The sequence below is a fragment of the Streptomyces murinus genome (assembly GCF_002154555.1).
Classification (GTDB): Bacteria; Actinomycetota; Actinomycetes; order Streptomycetales; family Streptomycetaceae; genus Streptomyces; species Streptomyces murinus.
The window spans coordinates 1-16,598 of the sequence record NZ_MUNF01000237.1 but is presented as its reverse complement, the minus strand read 5'-3'; the positions used below and the strand labels follow the sequence as shown (position 1 = coordinate 16,598).

The window sequence follows — 16,598 nt, the reverse complement described above, 5'->3', positions numbered from 1 at the left end:
CGGCGGTCGAGCTTGCCGTTGGTGGTGCGCGGGAGGGCGTCCAGAGGGACGTAGGCCGCCGGGATCATATGGTCGGGAAGCGACGCGGAGGCGTGGGCGCGGAGTCCGGCGATGTCGATGCGGGCCCCGTCGAGGGGTGTCACATAGGCGATGAGGCCCTTGTTGCCTGGCCGGATCTCGCCGATGACCACGGCCGTCTGGGCCACGGAGGGGTGCCCGCACAGGACGTTCTCGACCTCGCCGGGTTCGATGCGGAACCCCCGGAGCTTCAACTGCTGGTCCGCGCGGCCGAGATACTCCAACTCGCCCCGGTGGTTCCAGCGGGCCAGGTCACCGGTCCGGTACATACGACTGCCGGGCGGGCCGTACGGGTTCGCGGTGAACCGGTCGGCGGTCAGGGCGGGTTGGCCGATGTAGCCGTGGGCCAGACCGTGTCCGGCGACGTACAACTCGCCGGGGGTGTTGGGCGGGAGGAGTTCGAGGTTCGGGCCGAGGATGTACGCGTTCTTGCCCGTCACCGGGCCGCCGATGGGGATGGTGGTGGCGTCCGCGGTGATGAGGTGGGTGGTGGTGAAGCCCATGCTCTCCGCGGGGCCGTAGCCGTTGATCAGATGCAGATGGGGGTGGTCGGCGAGGGCCCGAGCCGTATGGGTGGGTGAGGCGGCCTCGCCCGCCGTCATGGCCTCACGCACGATGGCGAATACGGCGGGGTGTTCGTCCAGCATGTGGTTGAACAGGCTCGCGGACATCTGGAGCGTGGTGATCCGATGCCGCTCCACCAACTCCACGATCTGATGCGGATCGGTGTGCTGACCAGGCTGGAGAACACAGGTACCACCGTGCAGGAGCGGCCCGAAGACCTCAAGCGCGAAGGCGTCCCAGGAAATCGGCGAGCACTGCAAGTAGCTCTGCTCCGGGCCGAAATGGAGATAGTCCGGACCCAAGAACGTTGCCGCCAAGGCGCGATGGGACGCCGCCACGCCCTTCGGGGTGCCGGTCGAACCGGACGTGAACATGACGCAGGCCACGGCCTCGGGATGGCCGGACGTCTCCACCGCCGTGCCCGAAGTCGCCGCGATCACCGTCGCGTCGGCGGTCAGGTCGATCAACGGCGCGGTGTGCTCCAGTGCCGGGAGATACGCCTGGCTGATCACGGCGGCCGGATCGGTCTGCGCGAGAACGCCGTTCAGTCGCTCCAGCGGGAACTGCGGGTCCAGCAGGGTGTATCCGGCACCGGCCTTCAGCACCGCGAGCAGCGAGGCGATCAGCAGCGGTGAGCGTTCGAGATGGATGGCGACCAGGCTGCCCGGCGTCACGCCCCGCGAAGTGAGGTGGCGGGCCAGGCGGTTGGACCAGATGTCCAGCTCCGCGTACGTGATCCGCTGCTCCTCATGGACGAGGGCCACCGAGTCGGGGACCCGCGCCGCCCGCTCGCTGAACAGCCGGTCCAGGGAGAGCCGCGGGGCGGAGGTGTCAGGACCGGCCCAGGCCGTGAGCCGGCCGCGCTCCTCCTCGCCGAGGATCTCCAGTCGGCCGAACGGCAGATCGGGGGCCTCGGCCGCCGCGCCGAGCAGCCGGACCAGGCGCGCCACGGCGGCCCGTACCGTACCGGCGTCGTACAGGTCGGTGGCGTACTCCACGCAGATGTCGAAGCCGGCCGAACCGCCGTCCTCGGTCAGGTGCTCCTCGAAGCCGAAGGTCAGGTCGAACTTCGCGATCCTCAACTCGGGGACGACGAACTCGGTTTCCAGTGACCCGAGTTCGGATCCGGTGCCGAGGGACTGGCCGACGGTGAGCATGACTTGGAACAGCGGGTGCCGGGAGGCCGAGCGCTCCGGATTGAGGGCCTCGACAAGGCGGTCGAAGGGAACGTCCTGGTGGGCCCAGGCGGCGAGGTCCGTGTCCCGGGCGCGGCGCAGGAGTTCACGGAAGGACGGAGCCCCGCCGGTGTCGGTGCGCAGGACCAGGGTGTTGACGAAGAAGCCGACCAGATCGTCGAGCGCCTGGTCCGCGCGGCCGGTCACGGGCGAGCCGACGACGATGTCGGTACCAGCTCCCGAGCGGGTCAGCAGCGCCGCCACCGCGGCCTGCGCCACCATGAGGAACGTCGTGCCGGTCTCCCGGGCCAGGGCGGTGAGCGCGCGGTGCGTCTCGGCCGGGCAGGACACGGTGTGCGTGGCACCCCGGTAGGAGGCCACCACCGGGCGCGGCCGGTCGGCGGGAAGGGTCACCTCGTCCGGTACGGCTTCCAGGGCGTTGCGCCAGTGGCCGAGCTGGGCGGCGATCAGGCTGTCCGGGTCGTCGGCATCCCCCAGCAGTGCCTGCTGCCACAGGGTGTAGTCGGCGTACTGGGCGGGCAGTGGCTCCCAGCCCGGCGCCGCCCCGCCGGCCCGAGCGGAGTACGCGGTCCCCAGGTCCCGCATCAGCGGGGTGTTCGACCAGCCGTCCGAGACGATGTGGTGCACCACCAGGAGCAGGACGTGGTGGTCCGGTGCGAGCTCGAACAGGACGCTGCGGAGCGGGAGTTCGGAGTCGAGGGCGAAGGGCCGGCCGGCCTGCTCGCTGATCCGGGCCGCAAGAGTGTCCTCGTCGGCGCCGAGGACGGTGAAGGGGACCTCCGCCCGGTCGGCCGGGACGATCTGCTGGCGGGGTTCGCCGTGCTCGGCGGGGAACAGGGTGCGCAGCGCCTCGTGCCGGCCCACGACGTCCCCCAGGGCGCCCCGCAGCCCCGCACGGTCGAGGTCGCCGGTCAGCCGTATGGCCATCGGGATGTTGTACGTCGCCGAGGGGCCCTCCATCTGGTCCAGGAACCAGAGCCGGCGCTGGGCCGGGGAGAGCGGCAGCCGTGCCGGGCGCTCCCCCGCCACCAGGGCGGGACGGGACGCTTCCGCCCGGTCGCCCGCGATGCGCTGGGCCAGCGCGGCGACCGTGGGGTACCGGAACAAGTCCCGTACCAGGAGCTGCACTCCGAAGATCTCACGCACCCGGGAGACCAGCCGGGTGGCGAGCAGGGAGTGGCCGCCGCGGCGGAAGAAGTCGTCGTCCACGGAGGCCGAGGGCAGCCCCAGCACCTCGGCGAAGACGGTGCACAGGACCTCTTCGGCGGGGGTGCGGGGGGCCCGTCCGTCGGTGGTGTGGCCCTGGAGGCTTGGCTGGGGCAGGGCCCGCTGGTCGAGCTTGCCGTTAACGGTCAGGGGAAGGGCGTCCAGCGCCATGAAGACGGCCGGGACCATGTAGTCGGCCAGCGCGCTCTCGGTGTGCCGGCGCAGCGCCTCCGGCTCGATCCGGCTCCCGGCGACCGGAACGACGTACGCGACGAGCCGCTTGTCCCCCGGGCGAACCTCACGCACGGCGACCGCCGCCTGGGCCACGGAGGGGTGCCCGCACAGGACGTTCTCGACCTCGCCGGGTTCGATGCGGAACCCCCGGAGCTTCAACTGCTGGTCCGCGCGGCCGAGATACTCCAGCTCGCCCCGGCGATTCCAGCGCGCCAGGTCACCCGTCCGGTACATACGACTGCCGGGAGGACCGTACGGGTTCGCGGTGAACCGGTCTGCGGTCAGGGCGGGTTGGCCGATGTAGCCGTGGGCCAGACCGTGTCCGGCGACGTACAGCTCGCCGGGGGTGTTGGGCGGGAGGAGTTCGAGGTTCGGGCCGAGGACGTACGCGTTCTTGCCCGTCACCGGACCCCCGATGGGGATGGTGGTGGCGTCCGCGGTGTCGGTGGTGATGGGGTGAGTGGTGGTGAAACCCATGCTCTCCGCGGGGCCGTAGCCGTTGATCAGATGCAAGTGAGGGTGGTCGGCGAGGGCCCGTGCGGTATGGGTGGGTGAGGCGGCTTCACCGGCCGTCATGGCCTCGCGTACGACGTCGAATACGGCGGGGTGTTCGTCCAGCATGTGGTTGAACAGGCTCGCGGACATCTGGAGCGTGGTGATCCGATGCCGCTCCACCAGCTCCACGATCTGATGCGGATCGGTGTGCTGACCGGGCTGGAGGACACAGGTACCACCGTGGAGAAGCGGGCCGAAGACCTCAAGCGCGAAGGCGTCCCAAGAGATGGGCGAGCACTGCAAGTAGCTCTGCTCCGGGCCGAAATGGAGATAGTCCGGACCCAAGAACGTCGCCGCCAGGGCACGATGAGAGGCGGCTACACCCTTCGGGGTGCCGGTCGAACCGGACGTGAACATGACGCAGGCCACGGCCTCGGGATGGCCGGACGTCTCCACCGCCGTGCCCGAAGTCGCCGCGATCACCGTCGCGTCGGCGGTCAGGTCGATCAACGGCGCGGTGTGCTCCAGTGCCGGGAGATACGCCTGGCTGATCACGGCGGCCGGATCGGTCTGCGCGAGAACGCCGTTCAGTCGCTCCAGCGGGAACTGGGGGTCCAGCAGGGTGTATCCGGCACCGGCCTTCAGCACCGCGAGCAGCGAGGCGATCAGCAGGGGTGAGCGTTCGAGGTGGATGGCGACCAGGCTGCCCGGGGTCACGCCGCGTGCGGTGAGGTGGCGGGCGAGGCGGTTGGACCAGATGTCCAGCTCCGCGTACGTGATCCGCTGCTCCTCATGGACAAGGGCCAAGGCGTCGGGGGTCGCGGCCGCCTTCCCGCTGAACAGCTGGTCCAGGGAGAGTTGGGGGGCGCGGGTGCGCGGACCGGCCCACGTGTCCAGTTGCCGGCGTTCGTCTGCCGCCAGCACGTCCAGCTCGCCGATCGGTGTGTCCGGGGTCTCGGCCACCGCGGTGAGCAGACGCGTCAGCCGGTCGAGGACCGCCCGTACCGTCCGCACGTCGTACAGGTCGGTGGCGTACTCGGCGACGATGTCGAATCCGGCCGGCTCGCCGTCGCCGCAGGGGCGCTCCTGGAAGCCGAAGGTCAGGTCGAACTTGGCGATCCGCAGTTCCGGGATCACCAACGACGTTTCCAGGCAGCCGAGTTCGGGAGCCGCCGCGTCGAGCGACTGGCCGACGGTGAGCATCACCTGGAAGAGGGGGTGGCGGGAGGCCGAGCGCTCCGGGTTGAGGACCTCGACAAGACGGTCGAACGGCACGTCCTGGTGCGCCCAGGCCGCCAGATCGGTCTTCTGGGCGCGGCGCAGCAGTTCGCGGAAGGACGGGTCCCCGCCGGTGTCGGTGCGCAGGACCAGGGTGTTGACGAAGAAGCCGACCAGGTCGTCGAGGGCTTCGTCGCCGCGGCCGGTGACCGGGGAGCCGATGACGATGTCGGTTCCGGCGCCCGAGCGGGTCAGCAGCGCGGCCACCGCCGCCTGGGCGACCATGAAGAACGTGGTGCCGGTCTCCCGGGCCAGAGCGGTGAGCGCCCGGTGCGTCCCGGCCGGGCAGGACGCCTCGCAGGTGGCGCCCCGGTACGACGCCACCACCGGGCGCGGCCGGTCCGCGGGCAGCGACACTTCGTCCGGCAGTCCCGCCAACGTGCCCTTCCAGAAGTCCAGTTGGGAGGAGAGCACACTGTCCGGGTCGTCCGCGTCCCCCAGCACCTCCTGCTGCCACAGCGTGTAGTCGGCGTACTGGACCGGCAGCGGCTCCCAGCCCGGCGCCACCCCGCCGACCCGAGCGGAGTACGCGATCCCCAGGTCCCGCATCAGTGGGGCGTTGGACCAGCCGTCCGAGGCAATGTGATGCACGACCAGCAGCAGGACATGGTCCTCGGGGGCCAGCTCCAGCAGGGTCGCGCGCAGGGGCAGGTCACGGGCGAGGTCGAAGGTCTTCGCCGCCAGTTCGCCGAGGGTGTCGGCGAGCGCGTCCTCGGTCACCGGGATCACCGGCAGCGGGAGATCGACGTCCTCCTCCTCGACGATCGACTGGTACGGCGTCCCCTCCTGGGCGGGGAACAGGGTGCGCAGCACCTCGTGCCGGGCCACGACATCCGACAGGGCGCCCCGCAGGGCAGCGCGGTCGAGGGCGCCGCGCATCCGGACGGCCAGCGGAATGTGGTAGGTCGCGGAGGGGCCTTTCATCTGGTCCAGGAACCACAGCCGCTGCTGGGCGAAGGACAAGGGGATCACTTGGACGCTCCCATCCGGCGCATGGGCCGAAGCTTGGGCCGGGCGCTGCCGATACGGTCGAGCTGCTCGACCAGCGTGGCCACCATCGGGTTGTTGAAGAGGGCGCCGATCGGCAGGTCGACCCCCATGACGCTGTTGATCCGGCGCACGAGCCGGGTGGCGAGCAGCGAATGCCCGCCCAGGTGGAAGAAGTTGTCGTCGATGGAGACCGACGGGCGGCCGAGCAGCTCGGCGAACAGGCCGCAGAGCATCTCCTCGTTGGGGGTGCGCGGGACCCGGCCCTCGGCCGCCGCTCCCGTGTCGGCCGGTTCGGGCGCGGGCAGGGCACGGCGGTCGAGCTTGCCGTTGGCGGTGAGCGGCAGGGCGTCCAGCTGGACGAAGGCGGACGGCACCATGTAGTCGGGCAGGGTCGCGGCCACCCACGCGCGCAGCTCGGCGATGTCCACCCGGCCGCCGTCGAAGGGGGTGACGTAGGCGATCAGGCACTTGTCGCCCGCCCTGATCTCGCCGAGCACCACGGCCGCCTGCGCCACCGAAGGGTGCCGGCACAGGACCGTCTCGATCTCACCGGGTTCGATCCGGAAGCCACGGAGTTTGACCTGCTGGTCGGCGCGGCCCAGGAACTCGATCTCTCCGCGCCGGTTCCAGCGGGCCAGGTCGCCCGTGCGGTACATACGGCTGCCGGGCGGCCCGTAAGGGTCGGCGGTGAACCGCTCGGCGGTCAGCGCGGACCGGTTCGGGTAGCCGGTGGCCAGTCCGGAGCCCGCCAGGTACAGCTCGCCCGGTGTCATGGGCGGGACCAGGCGCATCCGGCTGTCCAGGACGTACATCCGGGTGTTGTCCAGCGGGGTGCCGATGGGCACCGCGCCCGGGAGGTCGTGCGGCGCCCGGACGGTGTGCGCGGCGACCAGGACGGTCGTCTCGGTCGGGCCGTAGCCGTTGAGCACGGTGGTCTCGGGGCAGTGCTGATGGATACGGCGGACCGCTTCGACGGACATGACGTCACCGCCGGTCAGTATGGTCCGTACGCCCGCCAGCGCCGCAGGGTCGTCCTCGGCCAGCATCTGGAACAGTCCGGACGACAGGATCAGCCCCGTGATCCGGCCCTCGGACAGCGCGCGGCTCATCGTGGTGGTGTCCAGCGGTCCGGGCGGTGCGACGACGAGCGTGCCGCCGGTCAGCAGCGGCATCCAGAATTCGAAGGTCGAGGCGTCGAAGGCCATCGGGGAGTGCAGCAGCACCCGGGCCCGTGACGCGAGGGGGAACCGTTCGTCGGCGGCCAGCTCGGTGATGTTGCGGTGGGTGACCGCGACGCCCTTGGGGACGCCGGTCGAGCCGGAGGTGAACATGGCGTAGGCCGGCTGGTCGGGGTGGATCCGGGGCAGGGGCTCCGCTCCCCTGGCCGTGATCTGCGGGCCCGGCGGGAGGTCTGCCGGGTAGCCAGCCGGGTGGTCAGCCGGGTGGTCAGCCACACCGGTGACCGGGATCGTCCGGGCCTGCTCGGGAAGGCCGAGGCCCGTCAGATCGCGGTCGGTGAGGAAGACGGTGGCCTTGGAGTCCCGGATGATGAGGGCGATGCGGTCGGCGGGGTAGCGGACGTCCAGCGGGACGTAGACCGCTCCGGCCTTCACGACCGCGAGCAGGGCGACCACCGCCTCCAGCGAGCGCTCCAGGAAGAGGACCACGGGGTTCCCGGCGCGGATGCCCTCGCCGATGAGCCGACGGGCCAACCGGTCGGTGCGCTCGTCCAACTCGGCGTAGGTGAGGGTGCGTTCGCCCATCACCACGGCCGGCGCGGCCGGTTCACGGGCGACCTGCGCGGCGAACGCCTCCGGCAGCGAGGTCCCGGCACAGGGGACCACGGCGCCGTTCCAGGTGACGAGCAGCCGTCGGCGCTCCTCGTCGCCGAGCATGTCCAGCTCGCCGGCCGGCAGGTCGGGGGCGTCGGCCGCCGCGCCCAGCAGCCGGGTCAGACGGGCCGCGGCGGCCCGGACGGTGTCCGCGTCGTACAGGTCGGTGGCGTACTCCACGCTCAGGTCGAAGCCGGCCGGTTCGCCTCCCGGGGTGCGGTGCTCCCGGAAGGTGAAGGTGAGGTCGAACTTGGCGATCTCCAGCGGCGTGAACTCCGACTCGGCGGTCACACCCGGCAGTTCGGGCACCGGTACGACCGCGTCGGTGACCGAGAGCATGACCTGCGCGAGGGGATGGCGGGAGGTGGAGCGCTCGGGGTTGAGGGCCTCGACAAGTCGGTCGAACGGCACGTCCTGATGGGCCCAGGCCGCGAGGTCGGTTGCCCGTGTACGGCGCAGGAGTTCACGGAAGGACGGGTCCCCGCCGGTGTCGGTGCGCAGGACCAGGGTGTTGACGAAGAAGCCGACCAGATCGTCCAGCGCCTGGTCCGCGCGTCCGGCGACGGGGGCGCCGACGGCGATGTCGGTTCCGGCGCCCGAGCGGGTCAGCAGCGCGGCCACCGCCGCCTGGGCGACCATGAAGAACGTGGTGCCGGTCTCCCGGGCCAGGGCGGTGAGAGCCCGGTGCGTCTCGGCCGGGCAGGACACGGTGTGTGTGGCACCCCGGTAGGAGGCCGTCGCGGGACGCGGCCGGTCCGCGGGCAACGACACCTCGTCCGGCAGTCCCGTCAACGCACCCTTCCAGAAGTCCAGTTGGGAGGAGAGCACGCTGCCCGGGTCGTCCGCGTCGCCCAGCACCTCCTGCTGCCACAGCGTGTAGTCGGCGTACTGGACCGGCAGCGGCTCCCAGCCCGGCGCGCCGCCCTCGATCCGGGCACCGTACGCGATCCCCAGGTCCCGCGTCAGCGGGGTGTTCGACCAGCCGTCCGAGGCGATGTGATGCATCACCAGCAGCAGGACGTGCTCATCCGGCGCCAGCTCGAACAGGACGGCGCGTACGGGGAGTTCGGAGTCCAGGACGAACGGTTGCCCCGCCTCCTCGCCGATCCGCGCCGCGAGCGTGTCCTCGTCGGCGCCGAGGACGGCGAAGGGGACCTCCGCCCGGTCGGCCGGGACGATCCGCTGATACGGCTCGCCCTTCTCGGCGGGGAACAGGGTGCGCAATGCCTCGTGCCGGGCCACGACGTCCGACACGGCGGCACGCAGCGCGTCCCGGTCGAGGCCGCCCGTGAGGCGGATGGCCAGCGGGATGTTGTACGTCGCCGAGGGGCCCTCCAACTGGTCGAGGAACCAGAGCCGTTGCTGGGAGGGGGAGAGCGGCAGTCGTGCCGGACGGGATCCGGCGGTCAGGGCGGGGCGGATGGTGGCACCCTGGCCGTCCTGTCCGTCCTGGCCATCCTGTCCGTCCGCGAGGTGAGCGGCCAGCGCGGCCGCCGTCGGGTGCCGGAACAGGTCCCGCACCAGCACCTGTACCCCGAAGATCTCCCGCACCCTCGCGACCAGCCGGGTGGCGAGCAGCGAGTGGCCGCCGAGCCGGAAGAAGTCGTCGTCCACCGAGACCGACGGCAGCCCCAGGGCCTCCGCGAACAGGGTGCACAGGACCTCTTCGGCGGGCGTGCGCGCGGCCTGGCCGCCCGCGCCGCCCCGCAGGGCCGGCCTGGGCAGGGCCCGCCGGTCGAGCTTGCCGTTGGCGGTGAGCGGCAGGGCGTCCAGGGTGACGAAGGCCGACGGCACCATGTACTCGGGCAGCACTCCCCCGGCGTACCGCCGCAGCGCCTCCGGGTCGATCTCGCACCCGGCACCCGGCACGACGTACGCGACGAGCCGCTTGTCCCCCGGACGGTCCTCCCGCACGACGACAGCCGCCTGCGCCACCTCCGCCGCCTGGCTCAACAGCGTCTCGATCTCGCCGAGTTCGATCCGGAAGCCACGAAGCTTGACCTGCTGATCGGCACGGCCGACGAACTCGATCTCACCGTGCTGGTTCCAGCGGGCCAGATCGCCCGTGCGGTACATACGACTGCCGGGCCGACCGTACGGATTCGCGGTGAACCGCTCCGCCGTCAGCGCCGGACGACCGAAGTAGCCGACGGCGAGATGCGACCCGGCGACGTACAGCTCGCCCGTGACGCCCGGAGGCGCGGGGCGGAACCGGTCGTCCAGGATGTACATGCCGGTGTTGGCCATGGGGCCGCCGAGGTGGAGCCGTTCCACGGTCCGGGTGTCCGTCGTGAAGGCTTGGTAGCTACAGAACACGGTCGCCTCGGTCGGGCCGTAGGCGTGCACGACGGTGGTGTCCGGGCACCGGTCCAGGACCGTCCGCAGGGCCGTGGCCGACAGGACGTCGCCGCCGGTCCAGATCTCCTCCAGGCGGCCCAGGCTGTCGACGGCCTCCTGGGCCATCGCGTCGAAGAGGGCGGTGGTGAAGTAGGCGGCCGTGACGCCGTGTCGGGCGATGGCGTCCCCGACCTCGCCGAGGTCGATCTTGGCGGCCGGGAGGATCACCGCCAGTCCGCCGCTGAGGAGCGGCACCCACAGTTCGTAGGTCGAGGAGTCGAAGGCCAGGGGTGAGTAGGCCAGCACGCGGCGGTGCCGACCGCTCGCCCACCAGGGGTCCAGGGCCAGTTCCGCCACATTGCGGTGCGTGTTCACCACGCCCTTTGGGGTGCCGCTCGACCCGGAGGTGTACATCACGTACGCCGCCTGATCCGGGGAGAGCGAGAGTCCCAATGGCGCCAACTCGCCGTCGCCTGTTGTGATTTCGGCACCCACCCGCACCACCGGCAGCTCACCGGCGAACTCCGTCCCACCCTCACCGCGATCGGTCACCAGCAGCACCGCACCCGTGTCCCGCAGCATCCACCCCAGCCGCTCCACCGGCTGCCGCGCATCCAACGGCACATACACGCCCCCCGCCTTCAACACCCCCAGCATCGCCACGACATACGCCACCGACCGGTCCAGGAACAGCCCCACCCGATCACCAGGACGCACCCCGGCCGCGACCAACCGACGGGCGAACGCATCCGAGGAAGCGTCCAACTGCCGGTAGGTCAGCTCGACTTCCCCGCACACCAGCCCCACCGCACCCGGTGTACGTGCCGCCTGCGCCGTGAACAGTTCCGGCAGGGAAGCGGTGGGCAGCTCGGTCGCGGTCTCGTTGTAGGCGACGAGGAGTTCGGCGCGCTCGGCCTCGCCGAACAGATCGATCCGGCCGATCGGGGTCTCGGGTTCGGTGACGGCCGCGCCGAGCAGCCGGACCAGACGGGCCGCCGCGGCGCGCATGGTGACGGCGTCGTAGAGGTCGGTGGCGTACTCGATGGTGATGTCGAGGCCGGCCGGGCCGCCGTCGTGGGTGTGGTGCTCGTGGAAGTTCACCGTGAAGTCGAACTTTGCCGCGCCCAGCGGGAGTTGGTTCGCGCTGGTGTCCGCGCCGGGCAGCGGCGGCGCCGGGTCGACGGCGTCGGCCACGGTGAGCATGACCTGGAAGAGCGGGTGCCGGGAGGCGGACCGCTCGGGGTTGACGGCCTCGACAAGGCGGTCGAACGGCACGTCCTGGTGCGCCCAGGCCGCGAGGTCGGTCTCCCGGGCGCGCCGGAGGAGTTCGCGGAAGGAGGGGTCTCCGCCGGTGTCGGTGCGTAGGACCAGGGTGTTGACGAAGAAGCCGACCAGTTCGTCGAGCGCCTCGTCGCCGCGCCCCGCGACAAGGGACCCGATGACGATGTCGGTACCGGCGCCCGAGCGGGTCAGCAGCGCGGCCACCGCCGCCTGGGCGACCATGAAGAACGTGGTGCCGGTCTCCCGGGCCAGGGCGGTGAGAGCCCGGTGCGTCTCGGCCGGGCAGGACACGGTGTGTGTGGCGCCCCGGTAGGAGGCCACGACCGGGCGGGGCCGGTCCGCGGGCAGCGACACCGTGTCGGGCAGCTCCGCCAACGCACCTTTCCAGTAAGCGAGTTGCGAGGCGATCACGCTGTCCGGGTCGTCCGCGCTCCCCAGGACCTCCCGCTGCCACAGCGTGTAGTCGGCGTACTGGACCGGCAGCGGCTCCCAGCCCGGCGCCACCCCGTCGAGCCGGGCCTCGTACGCGGTCCCCAGGTCCCGCATCAGCGGGGTGTTCGACCAGCCGTCCGAGGCGATGTGGTGCACCACCAGCAGCAGCACATGGTCGTCCGGCGCCAGCTCCAGCAGGGTCCCCCGGACGGGCAGGTCATGGGCGAGATCGAAGGCCAGGCTGCCGGCCAGCTCGCCGAGGGTGTCCCGCAGCGCGTCCTCGGTCACCGGGACCACAGGCAGCGCGAGATCGATCGACTCCACCGGCAGCACGTACTGGTACGGCGTGCCGTCCTGGGCCGGGTACCGCGTGCGCAGCACCTCGTGCCGGGCGACGACGTCCGACAGGGCGCGGCGCAGCGCCTCCCGGTCGAGGGCGCCGCGCACCCGGACGGCCAGCGGGATGTTGTACGTCGCCGACGGGCCTTCCAACTGGTCCAGGAACCAGAGCCGTTGCTGGGCCGGGGAGAGCGGGACCGTGGCACCGCGCTCGGCCGCCACCAGCGCGGGACGGTCCTCCGCGACCGCTCCGGCGAGATGACCGGCGAGCAGGGCGGCCGTCGGGTGGCGGAAGAAGTCGGTCAGCGACAGCTGGGTGCCGAGCAGGGCGCGGATGCGGCAGACGAGGCGGGTGGCGAGCAGCGAGTGGCCGCCGAGCCGGAAGAAGTCGTCGTCCACCGAGACCGACGGCAGCCCCAGGGCCTCCGCGAACAGGGTGCACAGGACCTCTTCGGCGGGCGTGCGCGCGGCCTGGCCGCCCGCGCCGCCCCGCAGGGCCGGCTTGGGCAGGGCCCGCCGGTCGAGCTTCCCGTTGGCGGTGAGCGGCAGGGCGTCCAGGGTGACGAAGGCCGACGGCACCATGTACTCGGGCAGCGCCCCCTCCACGTACCGCCGCAGTGCCTCCGGGTCGATCTCGCACCCGGTACCCGGCACGACGTACGCGACGAGCCGTTTGTCCCCCGGGCGGTCCTCCCGCACGACGACCGCCGCCTGCCCCACCTCCGCCGCCCGGCTCAACACCGTCTCGATCTCACCGAGTTCGATCCGGAAGCCACGAAGCTTGACCTGCTGATCGGCACGGCCAAGGAACTCGATCTCACCGTGCTGGTTCCAGCGGGCCAGATCGCCCGTGCGGTACATACGACTGCCGGGCCGACCGTACGGGTTCGCGGTGAACCGCTCCGCCGTCAGCGCCGGACGACCGAAGTAGCCGACGGCGAGATGCGACCCGGCGACGTACAGCTCGCCCGGCTCGCCCGGCCGCGTCGGGCACAGGCGCTCGTCCAGGACGTACATGGCGGTGTTGGCCATCGGGACGCCCAGGTGGAGCCGTTCCACGGTCCGGGTGTCCGTGGCGAAGACCTGGTAGCTACAGAAGACCGTCGACTCGGTCGGGCCGTAGGCGTGCACGACGGTGGTCCCGGGGCAGTGCGCGAGCACCTTCTCCAGCGCGGTCCTTGACAGCACGTCGCCGCCGGTCCAGATCTCCTCCAGGTGCCCCAGGCTGTCGACGGCCTCGTGCGCCATCGCGTCGAAGAGGGCGGTGGTGAAGTAGGCGGCCGTGACATCGAATCGGGTGATGGCGTCCGCGATCTCGCCGAGGTCGATCTTGGCCGCGGGGAGGATCACCGCCAGTCCGCCGCTCAGCAGCGGCACCCACAGTTCGTACGTCGAGGAGTCGAAGGCCAGCGGTGAGTAGGCGAGAACGCGGCGGTGGCGCGCGCCGGAGCCGGACCACCAGGGGTCCAGGGCCAGTTCCACCACATTGCGGTGCGTGTTCACCACGCCCTTCGGGGTGCCGCTCGACCCCGAGGTGTACATCACGTACGCCGCCTGATCGGGAGCGACGCACAGCTCCAGCGGCGCCGACTCCCCTTCAGCCGTTGCGATTTCGGCACCCACCCGCACCACCGGCAGCTCACCGGCGAACTCCGCCCCGCCCTCACCGCGATCGGTCACCAGCAGCACCGCACCCGTGTCCCGCAGCATCCACCCCAACCGCTCCACCGGCTGCCGCGCATCCAACGGCACATACACGCCCCCCGCCTTCAACACCCCCAGCATCGCCACGACATACGCCACCGACCGGTCCAGGAACAGCCCCACCCGATCACCGGGACGCACCCCGGCCGCGACCAACCGACGGGCGAACCCGTCCGAGGACACGTCCAACTGTCCGTAGGTCAGCTCGACTTCCCCGCACACCAGCCCCACCGCACCCGGTGTCCGGGCCGCCTGGGCGGTGAACAGTTCGTGCAGCGGCAGCTCGGGAAGGGCCACCGCGGTGCTGTTGTACTCGTCGATGTCGACCGAGTGGGCCTGACCGGCCTGCTGCTGGGGCATCTGGACACACCAATCTCGAAGATTCGGGGCTGCGCTCGCGCGCGGAAGGGGGCGGACCGCCGCGACCGCGATCGGCGCCGACGGGAGGAGCGGGAGGCGGGGCCAGGGACTGTCCGAGAGGCCCTAGTGCAGGACGTGGGCGAGCGGGGGGCGCACGTCGGCGGGGAGCAGGAGGTCCTCCGCGGACAGGGCGTCGACCCGGTACTTTCCGACGGCGCTGATCAGCATCCGCAGTTCGAGGGCCATGCTCTCGGCCAGCCGCAGCAGTCCCGCGTCGCCGTCCTCGTCCACGGCCAGCAGGGCCGCCCGGCCGAGCCCGACCGCCCTGGCGCCGAGGGCCAGGGCCTTGACCGCCCGGGTGCCCTCCCAGACGCGTCCGCTGGCCAGCAGGCAGCGGCCGGTGCGGCCGATCCGGGTCAGGCACTCGCCGAGCGGCAGCCCGACCTGGGCCAGGAAGCCGCTCGGCGCCCACGCGGTGCCGGCCTCGGCGCCGTCGACGGTCACCGCGTCCGCGCCGGAGGCCCACGCGGTGGCCGCGGCGTGGGCCACGTCCCGCCCGGGGTGGAGCTTCACCCAGACCCGGACGCGCGGGAAGTTGTTGCGCATCAGCCGGATCTGCTGTCGCAGGATCTCCTCGGTGAAGGTGCCGGGGCTGCTCAGCCGCAGCACGCGGTCGCCGGCGCCGAACACCTCCTGGGTGGCGTACTGTTCGGCGACCCGCCCGGCCGCCTCGCGGTCCAGTACCGTCAGCCCGCCGAGGCCCGGCTTGGCGCCCTGGCCGACCTTCAGCTCGAAGGCCAGCTTCCCGGCGTCCAGCAGCGGCTGGGACACGGGATCGCTGTAGAGGAGGTTCCACACCTCGGCGTCCGCGTCCTCGGTGGACTGCTGGACGACCACACCGCCGTACTCCTCGTTGCCGGACGCGGCGGCGGCCTCGGTGTAGGCGGTGATACGGCCCGCCATCGAGGAGACCTCGGCCTCGCTGGCGCCCCGGTAGCCGTTGACGGGGACCACGTTCTCGCCGATCACCATCGGGATGCCCAGCCGTCCGGCCTGGGCCCCGGCGGCCTCGCCGAGGTCGCGGCTGGCGACCTGGGTGGAGCCGAACGCCGAGACGTACAGCGGCAGCCGGGAGGCGAACCCGCCGATGACGGTGTCCAGTTCGACATCCGTGTACAGCGGCTCACGGGCCAGTTCGATCAGTTTCTCCAGCCGCTCCGGCATGAACACCGGCGGCACGATCCGGGTCCGCTCCAGCGGATCGCCCACGTCGGGCCCGGCGGGCTCGGCGCCGACCAGGCCGGTGCCGTAGACGGACAGGTCGGGGAAGGCGGCCGCGGCCCCCAGCCGGGCGCGGCGGCGCACCTCCGTCTCGGGGAAGCCGGCGGCGCTCAGTACGGCGCTCACGCGGACACCACTCCCGGGAGCTTCGGGTAGGCGCTGGCCTGCCAGACGGCGGTACGGCCGGTGACGTACCGGGTGAAGCGCTCCAGGCCGATGCCGAAGCCCGAGCTGGCCGGGATGCCGCGGCGGGCCAGGTCCAGGTACCAGCCGTACTTGGCGGGGTTCTCGCCGGTCTCCCGCATCCGGGTCACCAGCGTCGCGTAGTCGTGCTCGCGCTCGCTGCCGCTGGCCAGTTCGCCGTAGCCCTCGGGGGCGATCAGGTCGAAGTTGCGCAGCACGCCCGGGCGTTCGGTGTCCTCGCGGTCGTAGAAGCCGCGTGAGCCCTTGGGGTAGTCGACGACGAAGAACGGGCGGCGGGAGCCGGCGGACAGGATCTCCTCGCCCCGCCAGTCGATCTCCGCGCCCGGGTCCTGCGGGTGCCCGAGCTCGACCAGACCGGCGGTGGCCTGCTCGTGGCTCGTACGGCCGAAGGCCCCCGTGACGGCCTCGCGCAGCGCGTCCTCGTCGCGGCCGAGCAGTTCCAGCTCGGCGGGCATGTCCCGCAGGACCTCCGCCACGGTGTGGGAGACCAGGGTCTCGGCGAGCGCCATCGCGTCCTCGCGGCGGGCGTCCCGTATCTCCACGTCGATCTGGTGGAACTCGGCGAGGTGGCGGTGGGTGACCGCCGTCTCCAGCGGTTCCAGCCGCACATTGGGCGCGATGTAGAAGATCTTGTCGAAGGCGGCGAGCGTGGCCTGCTTGTAGAGGATCGCACTCGTCATCAGCTTGTACTTGTGGCCGTAGAAGTCCACGTCCACCTGCTTGGACCCGCGGATGCCGGGATCGGTCACCGGGCCGATGAGCGGCGGCAGCAGCTCCTGGAAGCCCT

At 71.7% G+C, this 16,598-nt stretch carries 4 protein-coding genes; all 4 read right to left on the bottom strand.

Annotated elements, in window-relative coordinates:
• Nucleotides 1–6,023 (bottom strand): non-ribosomal peptide synthetase (locus CCN72_RS15950; RefSeq protein ID WP_143664110.1); only part of this gene is annotated, 6,023 nt, incomplete at its 3' end.
• Nucleotides 6,020–14,326 carry a non-ribosomal peptide synthetase gene (locus tag CCN72_RS15945; protein ID WP_086808089.1) on the bottom strand — a complete coding sequence of 2,769 codons (8,307 nt, stop codon included), beginning with the start codon at nt 14,324–14,326 and terminating at the stop codon, nt 6,020–6,022. The genes CCN72_RS15950 and CCN72_RS15945, both read right to left, overlap by 4 nt.
• A 123-nt stretch (nt 14,327–14,449) precedes the next feature.
• Entirely contained in the window at nt 14,450–15,733 is a 1,284-nt protein-coding gene (locus tag CCN72_RS15940) for a glutamate synthase-related protein (protein WP_208638015.1), read from the bottom strand.
• The coding region (locus CCN72_RS15935) for an asparagine synthetase A (protein ID WP_107430111.1) at nt 15,730–16,598 on the bottom strand (869 nt) is incomplete at its 5' end. The genes CCN72_RS15940 and CCN72_RS15935, both read right to left, overlap by 4 nt.

Coding starts and splice junctions, on each gene's coding strand:
- CCN72_RS15945 (WP_086808089.1), bottom strand. CDS start 14,326: ATGCCCCAGCAGCAGGCCGGTCAGGCCCACTCGGTCGACATCGACGAG.